General features: G+C 69.8%; 13 protein-coding genes. 6 read left to right on the plus strand and 7 right to left on the minus strand.

All coding sequences use genetic code 11. From position 1 onward, the window contains the following. Positions 1-33: 33 nt before the first annotated feature. The 5 genes from TSO221_RS00835 to ftsE form a co-directional block, all read right to left on the minus strand. Positions 34-2,331: an adenosylcobalamin-dependent ribonucleoside-diphosphate reductase gene (locus TSO221_RS00835; protein WP_109116586.1), complete on the minus strand. Its 2,298-nt coding sequence runs from the start codon at positions 2,329-2,331 to the stop codon at positions 34-36. 218 nt (positions 2,332-2,549) lie between these two features. Next, entirely contained in the window at positions 2,550-3,326 is a 777-nt protein-coding gene (locus TSO221_RS00840; RefSeq protein WP_109116587.1) for a lysophospholipid acyltransferase family protein, read from the minus strand. A gap of 12 nt (positions 3,327-3,338) precedes the next feature. Beyond that, positions 3,339-3,980: a YdcF family protein gene (locus tag TSO221_RS00845; RefSeq protein ID WP_247877861.1), complete on the minus strand. Its 642-nt coding sequence runs from the start codon at positions 3,978-3,980 to the stop codon at positions 3,339-3,341. Then, the gene (locus TSO221_RS00850) at positions 3,977-4,879 is read right to left on the minus strand and encodes a hypothetical protein (protein WP_109116589.1); all 903 of its coding nucleotides are present in this window, start codon (positions 4,877-4,879) and stop codon (positions 3,977-3,979) included. The genes TSO221_RS00845 and TSO221_RS00850 overlap by 4 nt, the downstream gene beginning before the upstream one ends. Before the next feature lie 8 nt (positions 4,880-4,887). Further along, positions 4,888-5,568, minus strand: coding sequence for a cell division ATP-binding protein FtsE (ftsE, locus tag TSO221_RS00855; protein WP_109116590.1), 681 nt, complete (start codon positions 5,566-5,568; stop codon positions 4,888-4,890). Between the two features lie 153 nt (positions 5,569-5,721). On the opposite strand from ftsE, the gene TSO221_RS00860 reads away from it, so the two are divergent. Next, positions 5,722-6,363, plus strand: coding sequence for a zinc-ribbon domain-containing protein (locus TSO221_RS00860; RefSeq protein ID WP_109116591.1), 642 nt, complete (start codon positions 5,722-5,724; stop codon positions 6,361-6,363). A 209-nt stretch (positions 6,364-6,572) separates the two neighbouring features. Here the strand turns inward: TSO221_RS00860 and TSO221_RS00865 are convergent, their stop codons facing one another. After that, positions 6,573-7,664, minus strand: a complete 1,092-nt coding sequence (locus TSO221_RS00865; RefSeq protein ID WP_348770243.1) for a pyridoxal phosphate-dependent aminotransferase — start codon at positions 7,662-7,664, stop codon at positions 6,573-6,575. A gap of 254 nt (positions 7,665-7,918) precedes the next feature. Here TSO221_RS00865 and TSO221_RS00870 point away from each other — a divergent pair, with 254 nt between their 5' ends. Next, positions 7,919-8,287 carry a c-type cytochrome domain-containing protein gene (locus TSO221_RS00870; RefSeq protein WP_109116593.1) on the plus strand — a complete coding sequence of 123 codons (369 nt, stop codon included), beginning with the start codon at positions 7,919-7,921 and terminating at the stop codon, positions 8,285-8,287. A gap of 21 nt (positions 8,288-8,308) precedes the next feature. Here the strand turns inward: TSO221_RS00870 and TSO221_RS00875 are convergent, their stop codons facing one another. Then, positions 8,309-9,598, minus strand: coding sequence for a gamma-glutamyltransferase (locus tag TSO221_RS00875; protein WP_247877862.1), 1,290 nt, complete (start codon positions 9,596-9,598; stop codon positions 8,309-8,311). A gap of 61 nt (positions 9,599-9,659) precedes the next feature. Between TSO221_RS00875 and TSO221_RS00880 the strand changes: the two genes are divergently transcribed. The 4 genes from TSO221_RS00880 to TSO221_RS00895 all read left to right on the plus strand — a co-directional run bounded on the left by TSO221_RS00880 (position 9,660) and on the right by TSO221_RS00895 (position 12,638). Continuing rightward, positions 9,660-11,024 (plus strand): M48 family metalloprotease, encoded by a 1,365-nt coding sequence (locus TSO221_RS00880; RefSeq protein ID WP_247877863.1) that lies wholly within the window; start codon positions 9,660-9,662, stop codon positions 11,022-11,024. Then, the gene (locus tag TSO221_RS00885) at positions 11,021-11,212 is read left to right on the plus strand and encodes a hypothetical protein (RefSeq protein WP_109116596.1); all 192 of its coding nucleotides are present in this window, start codon (positions 11,021-11,023) and stop codon (positions 11,210-11,212) included. Before TSO221_RS00880 ends, TSO221_RS00885 begins: the two co-directional genes overlap by 4 nt. A 77-nt stretch (positions 11,213-11,289) precedes the next feature. Continuing rightward, on the plus strand, positions 11,290-12,033 hold the full coding sequence (locus tag TSO221_RS00890) for a DsbA family protein (RefSeq protein ID WP_109116597.1): 744 nt from the start codon (positions 11,290-11,292) through the stop codon (positions 12,031-12,033). Continuing rightward, the gene (locus TSO221_RS00895) at positions 12,030-12,638 is read left to right on the plus strand and encodes an HAD family phosphatase (RefSeq protein WP_109116598.1); all 609 of its coding nucleotides are present in this window, start codon (positions 12,030-12,032) and stop codon (positions 12,636-12,638) included. Before TSO221_RS00890 ends, TSO221_RS00895 begins: the two co-directional genes overlap by 4 nt. The last annotated feature ends 67 nt before the right edge of the window (positions 12,639-12,705 follow it).

A 12,705-nucleotide genomic window follows, 5' to 3' on the forward strand; every position in this document is an offset into this window, starting at 1 on the left:
GTGTTATTCCCAATTTATGCGTAAACCGACAGGTCACCCGCACTTCGAATAGCCGCACTCCGGGCAGAGGTCGCAGCCCTCCTGGCGGATCAGGCCGGGTTGGCCGCACTTCGGGCACTGCATGGCGCGCGGCGTGTCGCCGCCGGGGACCGGGCCGCCGGCCACCTTGCGCAAGACGCCGGTGTCCAGTCTCTCGTCGTCCACGGGCAGGAAGCCGGTGGCCTTCATGTGCTTTTCGATGACGTCGCCGATAGCGGCGAGCAGCGACGGCACGTAGCGCCCCTGCATCCAAGCGCCGCCGCGCGGGTCGAACACCGCTTTCAACTCCTCGACCACGAAGCTGATGTCGCCGCCGCGCCGGAACACCGCCGAGATCATGCGCGTCAGCGCCACCGTCCAGGCGTAGTGCTCCATGTTCTTGGAGTTGATGAACACCTCGAACGGCCGCCGCCGCCCGGCCTCGACGATGTCGTTGATGGTGATGTACATGGCGTGGTCGCTGTCCGGCCAGCGCACCTTGTAGGTCTCGCCGGGCAGCGATTCCGGCCGGTCGAGCGGCTTCGTCATGTAGTGTACGACGCCGCCGGGGTCGGCCGGGAGCGGGGCCTGCGTCGGGGGGGCGGGCTTCGCCTCCTCCTTCTTCACGCTCAGCACCGCGCCGGTCACCGGGTTCGGGCGGTAGGTGGTGCAGCCCTTGCAGCCCAGCGCGTAGGCTTGCCGGTAGACGTCCTTGAACGCCTCGAAGGGCAGATCCTCCGGGCAGTTGATGGTCTTGGAGATCGAGCTGTCGACGTATTTCTGCGCCGCCGCCTGCATCACCACATGCTCGCTCGGCGTCAGCGACTGCGCGTCCACGAACCAGTCCGGCAGCGGCGCGTCGGCGCCGAAGCGCTCGCGGAACAGGCGGTAGGCGTGGTCGCTCACCTCCTCCGTCCGGCGCGTGCCGTCCGGCATCAGCACCGAGCGCTCGTAGGTGTAGGAGAACACCGGCTCGATGCCCGAGGAGATGTTGTCAGCGAACAGCGAGATGGTGCCGGTCGGCGCGATGGACGTGAGCAGCGCGTTGCGGATACCGTTCGTCGTGATGAGCGTCCGCACGTCGGGATCGAGCGCTTGCACCATCGGGGCGGCGAGGTACTTGTCCCTGTCGTAGAGCGGGAAGGCGCCCTTCTCCCCCGCCAGCTCGGCCGAGGCGCGGTAGGCCTCGTTCTGCACCACCGACAGCCAGTGCTCGGTCAGCGCCACCGCCTGCTGGCTGCCGTAGCGCACCCGGCACAGGATCAGCGCGTCGGCCAACCCGGTGACGCCCAGCCCGATGCGCCGCTTGGCCTGCGCCTCGTGCCGCTGTTCGGGCAGCGGAAAGCGCGAGGCGTCCACCACGTTGTCCATCATGCGCACGGCGGTGGCGACCAGCGTCTTCAGCCGTGGAATGTCGAGGTGCGCCGACTCGCCGAACGGATCGCGCACCAAGCTCGCCAAGTTGATCGAGCCGAGCAGGCAGGCGCCGTAGGGAGGCAACGGCTGTTCTCCGCACGGGTTGGTCGCGGAAATCTCTTCGACGTACCTTAGGTTGTTCAGCGCGTTGATGCGGTCGATGAAGATGACGCCCGGCTCTGCGTAGGCGTAGGTGGCGCGCATGATGCGGTCCCACAGCTCGCGGGCGCGCACTTCGCGGATGACCGTACCGTCGAACACCAGCGGCCAGGGGCAGTCGGCGTCCACCGCCTCCATGAAGGCGTCGGTCACCAGCACCGACAGGTTGAACATGCGCAGCCGGCCGGGCTCGCGCTTGGCCTCGATGAAGGCTTCGATGTCCGGGTGGTCGCAGCGCAGCGTCGCCATCATCGCACCGCGCCGTGTGCCGGCCGACATGATGGTGCGGCACATGGAATCCCAGACGTCCATGAAGGACAGCGGTCCCGACGCGTCGGCACCGACCCCGCGCACCGGCGCGCCCTTGGGACGCAGTGTCGAGAAGTCGTAGCCGATGCCGCCGCCCTGCTGCATGGTCAGCGCCGCCTCGCGCAGGTGCGCGAAGATGCCGGCCAAGTCGTCCGGGACGGTGCCCATGACGAAGCAGTTGAACAACGTCACCGAACGCCCGGTGCCCGCCCCGGCGACGATGCGGCCGGCCGGCAGGAACTGGAAGCCGGACAGCGCCTTATGGAACGCCGGCTCCCAGCGTGCCGGGTCCGATTCGCAGGCCGCCAGCGCCTTGGCGACGCGCGCCCAGGTGTCTTCTATGGTTTTGTCCACAGGCTCGCCGGCCGCCGTCTTGAGGCGGTACTTCATGTCCCAGATCTGCTGGGAAATAGCGGCGATGCCGGACATGGACCCTCCCAATGCGGCCGGACCCCCGTGCCATCGGACGGGCGATCAAAGGGAATTTCGAGAAATTCCAGATATTTGTGCGCAGTCCCAGCAAGTGTAGGGACGGACCGTGGCGGGAGCAAGCCGTGGCGCGGCGGCCACGGCGTGCGGTGCGACGGCGGCAGGCGCATCTGTCCCCTTGACGGACCGATTGCCCACAATTTTATCCACAGGGTTACTCAGGAGGTGGTGGAAGCCATGGCGCCCTTGGGCTCCGGCCGCGGGCGCGCCGTCGGGGGGCCGCCCGCGGCGATCACGAGTCGGTCGGTGGCCTCCTCCAGGCGGGTCTCCATCTCCTGCATGAGCTGGGCGCGGGTCAGGCCCGGCGCGATGGGCGGCAGGATCTCGACCACGATGGTGCCCGGCTTCTTGAGGAAGCTGCGGCGTGGCCAGTACAGGCCGGAGTTGAGCGCCACCGGCACGACCGGCAGCTTCAGTTCGTCGTACAGCACGCCGACGCCGACGCGGTAGCCTACGTACCGGCCCGGAGCCACCCGCGTGCCCTGGGGGAAGATGACGATGGGCCGGCCCTCGGCGACCACCGGCTTGGAGTTCTCGATCATCGACGTGAGCGCCCGGCCGCGCGCGCCGCGGTCGACGGCGATCATCCGCGACTTTTTGGCGTACCAGCCCCAGGTCGGGATCCAGGTCAGCTCGCGCTTCAGGATCACCGCCGGGTCGTGGAAGATCAGGTGCAGCTTCATCGTCTCCCACGCCGACTGGTGCTTGGCGGCGATGATGAAGGAGCCCTGGGCCGGCAGGTTCTCCAGCCCGCGCACCTCGTAGCGCAGGCCGAGGAAGGTGCGCTCCATCCAGGCGATGGAACTCAGATACCAGCGCACCACGGCCATCATCTGGTCGCGCGGCAGCAGCAGCATCCACAGCAGGCCGACGCACATCAGCGCGGTCCAGACGATGAAGGCGGTGTTGAAGAGGAGCGAGCGGAGAAAGGTCATCGGCGGAAACTGTCAGGAATCGAGGGCTTTCTCAAGCTGGTAGCGCAGCAGCGCCACCAGATATTTGTTGTACTCGGTGGCCAGCAGGCTGGCGGTGCCGGGCCAGCGCCACCACTCCGCAAGGTGGACGTTGGCCGGCGCCACCGCGTGCGGCACCACCGCGGTGCGGGGCGCCGCCATGGCGAACTCCAACAGGCTGCGCCGCATGTGGTAGTTGGCGGTGACGAGGCGCAGCGACGCGTACCCCTGCTCCTCCATCCAATCGGCCGTCTCGAAGGCGTTGCCCACGGTGTCGGCGGCGGCGTAGCCCAGCACGATGCAGCACTCCACCTTGTCCGGCGACAGCTGCGACAGGTTCAGCAGCTCCTTCACGTCGACGCTGGAGTAGACGCCGGAGACGAACAGCTTTTTGGCCAGCCCGGCCTTCAGCAGATCCAGCCCGGTGGACAGCCGGCCGCTGCCGCCGGTCAGCACGACGATGGCGTCGGTGTGCTCCAGCGAGTCGAGGGCGGCGGCGCCCGGCGGCTCGCGCGGGATGGTGCCGGCGAACCACACGAGGCCTCCGGCCCACGCCGCGGCCAGCAGCAGCGCCACGACCGCCAGCCGGCCGAGCGTGCGCGCGACGCGGTCGCGGCGGCGGCGCGCCGGGCTCACGGCATGGTCTCCAGGGTGCGCATCACCGTCCAGCGCGCGGTCAGCACCGCCAGAGCGCAGGCGATCAGCGGTACCAGCGCCAGCGCCGCCCATTGCCCGACGGTGAGCGAGGCGTCGGGCAGCAGGCTGGCGCGCAGGGATCCGGCGGCGCGGGCGACGGCGAACAGCGTCAGCGCCGCCAGCCCCAGCCCGCAGGCGCCGCCGCGCAGGCACAGGCCCAGCACGTGCGCTTCGAACTGCCGCGAGACGTAGCGGTCCGGCGCGCCCATCAGGTGCAACAGTTCCACCACGTTGCGGTGGATGGCGAGGCCGGCGCGCACCGCGAACACCACCGACGCCACCGCGGCGGCGCCGACCAGCAGCACGATGCCGGCGGCGGCCAGCTCGACCGAGCCGGCGAAGGCGCGCAGGTCGGCCAGCCACGCCGCGTGGTCGTCCAGCGTCACCCCCGGCACGGCGGACAGCCGGCCTTGCAGCGCCGTGACATCGACCGGGCCGGAGGCCACCACGTCGACCAGCGTCGGCACCGGCAGCATCGGGTCCTTGGCGCCTTCGTGGCCCAGCCAGGGCTCCAGCAGGTGTGCCACCTGCTCCTGTGACAGGGCGGCGGCGCTGCGGATGCCGGGCGTGCCGCGCAGGATGGCCAGCGTTTTCTCCAGCCGCTCGGCCACCGGTGCGGCGCCGGGGCCGGACAGCGGCACCACCTGCACCGTCAGGCCGCCGGCCAGCCCGCTGTCCCAGCGTCGCGCCATGTCCGACACCACCAGCGCGCCGGCCAGCGCCAGCGCCGCCAGATAGACCATCACCGCGGTGATCAGTAGCAGGAAGCGCGCCGTCGGATCCTTGGCGAGCGGCAGGTCGAAGCGCTTGCGGAAGGGCAAGGCGGAGAGGGCGGCCATGGTGGTCCTCACGCCCAGCTCGACGCGGACTGGTGCAGCACGTGCAGCCGCCCGTTCTCCAGGTGCAGGCGGGGGTGCTCGAAGCGGCGGATCAGCGTCTCGTTGTGGGTGGCAATCACCACGGTGGCGCCCAGCTTGTGCATCTCCTCGAACAGGTAGAGCAGGCGCATGCCGATGCCATCGTCGACGTTGCCGGTCGGCTCGTCGGCCAGCAGCAGGCGCGGGCGGTTGATGACGGCGCGGGCGATGGCGACGCGCTGCTGCTGCCCGCCTGAGAGTATCGACGGCCTGGCGTCCAGGTGGTTGCCGAGTCCGACCCATTTCAGCAGTTCGGTGCAGTGCTCCACCACCTCGTTCTCGCCGGCTCCCGCCATGCGCAGCGGCAGCGCCACGTTGTCGAGCGCCGAGAGGTGGTCCAGCAGCGCGAAGTCCTGGAACACCACGCCGATCTGGCGGCGCAGCTCCGGCAGGTCCTCGCGCTTCAGGCGGGCGATGTCCTGGCCGAAGACGGAGATCAGCCCGCGCGACGGGCGGTGCGCCAGGTACATCAGCTTCAGCAGCGACGATTTGCCGGCCCCGCTCGCCCCCGTCAGAAAGTGGAAGGAGCCGGGCATCAGCGTGAAGGAGATGTCGCGCAGCACCTCCGGTCCGGTGCCGTAGCGCAGGCCGACGTTCTCGAAACGAATCACGTGTGCGCACCGTGCGGTTGAGCAGCGCCCCGGCGCACGATGCAACGGCCGCAAAGCGGCGTCCAGCGCCGCGCCGAGGGGGCTTCCTTGCTTCATACCGCATGAGTCCATATAAGACTCCAGCAATTTCCGTGACCGCGGCGCTCCCCCGACATGCTGATCACCTGCCCCAACTGCTCCACGCGGTACACCGTCGCCGACAAGGCGGTGCCGTCGCAGGGGCGCAAGGTGCGCTGCAAGAGCTGCGGGCACGTGTGGTACCAACGCCCGGTGGTCGAGGAGCCGGAGCGCACCCTCCTCGCCGAGGACCTCGCTCCGCCCCGCCGCCCGGCGGCGAAGCCGGGCAAGGTGAAGAAGCCACTGTCGCGTGGAGTCGTCGCCGGCTGGGCGGCGTTCGCGGTGCTGCTGGCGGCGATCCTGGCCGGGGGCTACTTCGGGCGCGCCCATGTGGTGCGGCTGTGGCCGCCGGCGGCGCTGCTGTACGAGACCGTCGGCTTGGCCGTGGACCCGCCGGGGACGGGGCTGCAGTTGCAGAACGTCCGCTCCGAGCAGCGCGCGGAGAACGGCGCCACGCTGCTGGTGGTGGAGGGACAGATCCTCAACGCGTCCGACGTGATGCGCCCGGTGCCAAAAGTGCGCGCGGTGTCGCTGGGCTTCGACCGCAAGCCGGTGCAGACCTGGACCATCGAGACCACGTCCGACCAGCTCCTGCCCGGCGAGATCGCCACCTTCCGCTCCACCCAGCGCGACCCTGGAGCGGTTGCCGAGGTGATGGTGACGTTCGAGGGCGGGTGACGGGGGCTTCGTCACCCCAGGTGTCGCGCCACCAAGACAACAGTCACACGGATTTCACGGATTTTGGCACGGGTTGCACGGATTTTCTTCTTCGTGCCCAGACCACAGCTTACTGGTAGGCCAAGGTCTCGTATAAGACAGTAGATCCGTGCAATCTGTGTCTCAATCCGTGCAATCCGTGCGGAATCTTGTTTTCACTACAGTGCGGATCACCGCTTCCACGCGATCAGCCGCCGCGCCGCCTCGGCGATGGTCTCCTCCGCTCCCGCGAAGCTGAAGCGCATGAAGCGCCGGCCGCGCGCCGGGTCGAAGTCGATGCCGGGCGTGGCGGCGATGCCGGTCTCGGCCAGCAGACGCTTGCAGAACGCCTCCGAATCGTCGGTCATCGCCGAGACGTCGGCGTAGATATAGAAGGCGCCGTCGGCCGGGGCGATCCTGTCGAAGCCGGCCTTCGGCAATTCGCGCAGCAGCAGTTCGCGGTTGCGGGCGTAGCGGGCTACGTGGCGGTCCAGCTCCTCGGTGCAGTCGAAGGCGGCCACGGCGGCCATCTGCGACAGCGTCGGCGCGGAGATGAACAGGTTCTGCGCCAGGCACTCCACCGAGCGCACGAGCGACTCCGGCAAGATCATCCAGCCCAGCCGCCAGCCGGTCATCGAGAAGTACTTGGAGAAGCTGTTGACCACCAGCGCGTCCAGGCTGATGGCGGCGGCGGTCACCGCCTCGGTGCCGTAGGTCAGGCCATGGTAGATCTCGTCCGACACCAGCCGCACGCCGTTGCGCGTGCACCAGTTGGCCAGTTCGGTCAACTGGGCGCGCGACAGCATGGTGCCGGTCGGGTTGGCCGGGCTGGCGACGATCAGGCCCTTGATGGGCTTGTCCAGCGCCTCCAGCATGGCGACGGTCGGCTGGAAGCCGGTCTCCGGTCCCGCCTCGATCTCCACCGGCTCGACGCCGATGGCGGTCAGCGTGTGGCGGTAGGCGGGGTAGCTGGGCGAGGCCATGGCGACGCGGTCGCCCGGATCGAAGGCCGCCAGGAAGCCCAGCTGGAACGCGCCCGAGGAGCCGACGGTGACGGCGATCTGGCTCTCCGGGATCTCTACGCCGTAGCGGTCGCGGTACCAGCGCGCGATGGCGGCGCGCAGCGGCGGGATGCCCAGCGCGTCGGTGTAGCCGAGCTTGTCGGAGGTCAGCGCGCGCTGCGCCGCCGCGATCACCCCCTGGGGGGCGCCGGTGGACGGCTGGCCGACCTCGAGGTGCAGCACCTCCAGTCCGGCGCGCTCGCGCTCGAAGGCGGCGCGCATGACTTCCATCACGAAGAAGGGAGGGATCTGGCCTCGTCGGGAGATTCCAACCACGTCGGACACCTTGTGCGCTGGGAATGGGAAAGGCGCGATTCATAGCGTGCGGGGCTGCAGGCCGCCACCCCCAACCAAAGGCGGGGGGCGGTCTGCGACCTTCGGCTCTGTGACAATCCGCATCCTGGGGGCGACTCGCGGCTCAATCTTACAGTTAGAAAACTACCCAAAGGGTAGCTGTCCTAACGCAGGAGAGCACAATGCGCGCAGGTCTCATCGCCGCCGTCCTGTTGCTGGCGGCTTCCGGCACCGCCCAGGCGAAGGATCCCCCGGTCAGCTTCTCCGAGGACATCCATCCCATCCTGCAGATCCGCTGCCAGAGCTGCCACCAGCCCGGCGGCGACGGCTTCGAGAAGAGCGGCTTTGACGTCCGCAGCTACGACGGCATCATGAAGGGCACGAAGTTCGGCCCCATGGTCGTCGCCGGCGACCCGACCACCAGCAACCTGCTGATGCTGCTGGACGGCAAGGTGCAAGGCCTGCAGATGCCGCACGGCAAGCGCAAGCTGTCCACCTGCGACCGCGACCTGATCCGCAACTGGATCAAGGCCGGCGCCAAGAACAACTGACCCGCGTGCTGCTGTCCCGCGCTAGTCGCGGGGCAGCAGCATATCGTGGGCGATGCCGCGGGCGCGTGGATCGGCGGCCGTCTGGCAGTCCTTCAGCAGGTTCTCCAGCGACACCTGGCAGGTGACGAGGTCCACGCGGCCCGGTCCATCGCCGCGCGCTGCCAGGACCTCGCCGGCCGGCCGGTCATCGAGCACCGCCGGCAGGGCGCCGGCCAGCAGCGCCGCCGGCCCGGCGGCCGGGCCATCGTTGCCGGTGGCGGTGCCGACGCCGCCGAACAGCGCGCGGCCGACGATGGTGTTGGCGACCACGCCCGGCGCCCCGAAGCCGGCGCGGTCTACGCCGGACGCCCCCAGCACGCCGGTGCCCGGCGCCACCTTGCCGGTGCCGAACAGCCCACCCATGGTGAAGGCGCAGGCGACGGCGTTCTCTCGCACGTCCATGGCGACCAGCCCGGCGCCCGGCGCCACGGCACCCGTCAGCGCCCCCAGCGCCTGCGCGGCGCGGGCGGCGCGTTCGGCGGGCGGCGCGTTCTCGGCGGCGGCCCAGGCCTTGGCGATGGCGGCGCCCGCGTCCGGCTCCGGCAAGTCGGCGAGGTGCAGGTTGCGCGTGCTGTCGATTCGCACGGCGACGGTGTCCCGCCACTGCGGCGTCGCCGCGCGCAACGCCGCCGGGTCGAGGTGGAAGGCGCCGGCCAGCGCCTGTCCGGTGCTGCCGGCGGCGAGAGCGTTGGGGCCGTTGCGGCGGACCTGCGACAGCACGGCGGCCAGCTCCGGCTGGCGCAGCCGCGCGCCCTCGGCCAGCGGGCGGCCGTCGGGCAGGAACAGGCGGCGCGCCTCGGCGTCGGTCAGACGGGCGGACGCCGCCTGGATGTCCTGGGCGAGTGCGCGGGTGACGCCGGGGCTCTCCAGCGCCAGCGTCTCCGCCGGCACGACCGCCTGCTCCCAGCGCAGCGTGCCGCCGCCGGTGGCCTGCAGCGCGTACAGCGCGCGCAGCAAGCTCGGTGCGGCGGTGCCGCCGGGGGCGGCGCGCGGCAGGAAGTCCAGCGTGCGCACGCGCTTGGCCGTGGCATCGAACACCACGCACACGCCGCCGCCGGCCACCCCGACGCGCGAGGGCAGGGTTGCGGTCATGGCCAGCGCCATGCCGGTGGCGGCATCGGCGGCCGAGCCGCCCTGGAACAGCAGGTCGCGCCCGACGGCGGCGGCGAGCGGCTCGTCGGCCACCGCGAACGCCTGTCCGGGGGCGTTCGACTTGAACTTGGTGTTGACGCAGCCGGGCAGAAGCGCAGCTACTATCGCAAACGCGCCCAAACCTCGCCAAATTCGGCGGGTAGAGGTCGTGTTGCAGGTCGGTCCACCGGAGGTCGGAAAGGTGCGTGAGCCCAGAAGGCTGGTGTCGGTCGTCGCCATCGTGTCCATGCTGGCCGTGTCGTGGACGGTGCCCGCGGGCGCCCAGCGCCAGCCGGAGCTTCAACTGCTCAGCGACGCCGAGACGGAACATACCATCCGCGAGATGGCGCGGCCAATCTTCAACGCGGCCGGAATCGACCCGCAGGCGGTCAACATCGTGCTGGTCAACGACCGCACGCTGAACGCCTTCGTGGCCGGCGGGCAGAACATCTTCCTGCACACCGGGCTGCTGCTGCAGACCGACCCGAACCAGCTGGTCGGCGTCATCGCGCACGAGACCGGCCACATCGCCGGCGGACACCTGATCCGCGGGGCGGAGGCGATGGAGAACGCCTTCCTGTCCTCGCTGATCGGCATGGGCATCGGCGTCATCGGCGGGCTGGCGGCGAAGAACGCCGGGGCCGGCATGGCCGGCATCATGCTGGGCCAGGCCATGGGACAGAACCAGTACATGTCGTTCTCGCGCGCCCAGGAATCCTCGGCCGACCAGGCCGGGCTGAGCTACATGGAGCAGGCGCACCTGTCCTCCAAGGGGCTGCTGACCTTCCTGGAAAAGCTGAACGCTGAAGACCCGGTGCTGAACGACCGCGACGCCACGTACGCCCGTACCCACCCGCTGACCCGCGAGCGCATGGACAGCGTGCGCCAGATGGTGCAGCGCTCGCGCTGGAACGACGGCATCGTGCCGGCCGCCCAGCAGGAGCACTACGCCCGCATCCAGGCCAAGCTGTACGCCTACCTGGACCCGCTGGGCGCGCTGCGCCGCTACCGCGCCGAGGACGGCAGCGTGGTCGCACGCTACGGCCGGGCCTACGCCTATTTCCGCCGCGGCGAGGTCAAACAGGCGCTGCCGCTGGCCGATGGGCTGATCCAGCAGGAGCCGCAGAACGCCTACTTCCACGAGATGAAGGGCGACCTGCTGCTGCAGAACGGCCGGGCGGTGGAGGCGGTGGGGCCGTACCGCAAGGCGGTGGCGCTCGCCCCCGACGGCAACCCGATCCGCGTTTCGCTGGCGCACGCACTGCTGGAGCAGCATGATCCGAAGCAGGCGGACGAGGCGATCAAAAACTTGCAGGTCGCCGCCAAGTCGCAGCAGGGGCAGTCGGCCTTCCTGTGGCGGCTGATGGCGCAGGCCTGGAGCATGAAGGACAATCCCGGCATGGTCGCCTACGCCTCGGCCGAGGAGGCGTTCGCCCAGGGCGACCGGCCACGCGCCATCGCCATGGCGGAGCGCGCCGAGAAGCTGCTGCCCGCCGGCTCACCCGGCTGGCTGCGCGCCCAGGACATCCGCAGCCAGATCGGCCCGCGCACCGCCGGCAAGAAATGAAGGACGACGAAAAGCGCCGGATGATGGTGAACTTGGTCGCCGGCGCCGTGGTGGCGGCGATCGTCGGCATCGGCTTCTGGATTGTCGACGGGCTGGCGCGGCAGGCCAAGCTGGAGGACTGCATGATGGCGCACCGCCGCAACTGCCGCGGCTTCGAGGTGCCCGATCCCGGCCGCCGCGGCCCCTGACGGCGCGCGGGCCGCTTGCCCTGCGGCCGGTGCCGGGTCATCTTACGCTCGCAACGCTCATCAGAGGCTCGTTCTCCATGCTCCGCATCCGTCCCGCCCTGCTCGCCGCCGCCGCGGTGGCACTGGCCGTCCTCTCCCCGGCCGCGCAGGCCCAAAGCGTCCCGGCCGAACAGCGCCAGGCCATCGAACAGGTGGTGCGGGAGTACCTGCTGCAACACCCCGAGGTCATCGTCGAGGCCATCGAGGAGCTGCAGAAGCGCGAGCGCGCCGAGGAGGAGCGCAAGGGCAAGCAGGGCCTCGCCCAGAACAAGGACAAGCTGTTCAACGACCCGGCCTCGCCGATCGCCGGCAACCCGAAGGGCGACGTGACGCTGGTGGAGTTCTTCGACTACCAGTGCGGCTACTGCAAGTCGGTGCAGGCCGACGTGCAGAAGCTGATCAAGGATGACGGCAAGCTGAAGTTCGTCTTCAAGGAATTCCCGATCCTCGGGCCCGCGTCGGTGACGGCGTCCAAGGCGGCGCTGGCCGCGCGCGCCCAGGGCAAGTACGAGGCCTACCACAACGCGCTGATGGGCCATCGCGGCCAGCTCGACGAGGCGACGATCCTCAAGCTGGCGTCGTCGGTCGGGCTCGACACCGACCGGCTCAAGAAGGACATGGAGTCGGCCGAGGTGCAGCAGGCGCTGGGCGCCAACCTGGCGCTGGCCGAGCAGCTGGGCATCCGCGGGACGCCGGGCTTCGTCGTTGGCGACCGCATCGTGCCGGGCGCCATCAAGCTCGACGACATGAAGAAGCTGCTCGCCGAGGCCCGCAAGGGATGACGATCCGGGCCGTCGTCTTCGACATCGGCAACGTCCTCATCGAGTGGGACCCGCGCCACCTCTACCGCGAGTTCTTCGACGACCAGGACGCGCTGATGGAGGACTTCCTGTCCACCGTCTGCACGCCGGCCTGGAACCTCGAGCTGGACCGCGGCCAATCCTGGGACGAGGGGGTGGCGGCGCTGGTCGCCGAGTACCCGGACTGCGCCGAGCTGATCCGCGCCTACCGCGAGCGCTGGCACGACATGGTGCCCGGCGAGATCCCCGGCACGCCGGAACTGTTGGAGGAACTGAAGGCGCGCGGCGTGCCGCTTTACGCGCTCAGCAACTTTTCGCGCGAGAAGTACGTGGAGACGCGGGAGCGCTACCCCTCCTTCGACCTGTTCGATGGCCTCGTCATCTCGGGCGAGGTCAGGCTGGTCAAGCCGGACCCGGCGATCTGGCGTCTGCTGCTGGAGCGCTACGGCCTCGACCCGGCGGCGGTGCTGTACATCGACGACCTCGTGGAGAACTGCGCGGTGGCGGAGGGGCTGGGGATGAGGACGCACCGGTTCAGTGGCGCGGCGAAGCTGCGGGCGGAGCTGGAGGAGCGGGGGGTGCTGTAGGGGGCCAACGCGATCACTTGATCCAAAAAGAAAAGGCGCCGTGAGGCGCCTTTTCCCTTTCATTCGT

Source organism: Azospirillum sp. TSO22-1, assembly GCF_003116015.1.
Taxonomy (GTDB): Bacteria; Pseudomonadota; Alphaproteobacteria; order Azospirillales; family Azospirillaceae; genus Azospirillum.

Coding starts and splice junctions, on each gene's coding strand:
- TSO221_RS00835 (WP_109116586.1), bottom strand. CDS start 2,331: ATGTCCGGCATCGCCGCTATTTCCCAGCAGATCTGGGACATGAAGTAC.
- TSO221_RS00840 (WP_109116587.1), bottom strand. CDS start 3,326: ATGACCTTTCTCCGCTCGCTCCTCTTCAACACCGCCTTCATCGTCTGG.
- TSO221_RS00850 (WP_109116589.1), bottom strand. CDS start 4,879: ATGGCCGCCCTCTCCGCCTTGCCCTTCCGCAAGCGCTTCGACCTGCCG.
- TSO221_RS00860 (WP_109116591.1), top strand. CDS start 5,722: ATGCTGATCACCTGCCCCAACTGCTCCACGCGGTACACCGTCGCCGAC.
- TSO221_RS00865 (WP_348770243.1), bottom strand. CDS start 7,664: ATGCGCGCCGCCTTCGAGCGCGAGCGCGCCGGACTGGAGGTGCTGCAC.
- TSO221_RS00870 (WP_109116593.1), top strand. CDS start 7,919: ATGCGCGCAGGTCTCATCGCCGCCGTCCTGTTGCTGGCGGCTTCCGGC.
- TSO221_RS00885 (WP_109116596.1), top strand. CDS start 11,021: ATGAAGGACGACGAAAAGCGCCGGATGATGGTGAACTTGGTCGCCGGC.
- TSO221_RS00890 (WP_109116597.1), top strand. CDS start 11,290: ATGCTCCGCATCCGTCCCGCCCTGCTCGCCGCCGCCGCGGTGGCACTG.
- TSO221_RS00895 (WP_109116598.1), top strand. CDS start 12,030: ATGACGATCCGGGCCGTCGTCTTCGACATCGGCAACGTCCTCATCGAG.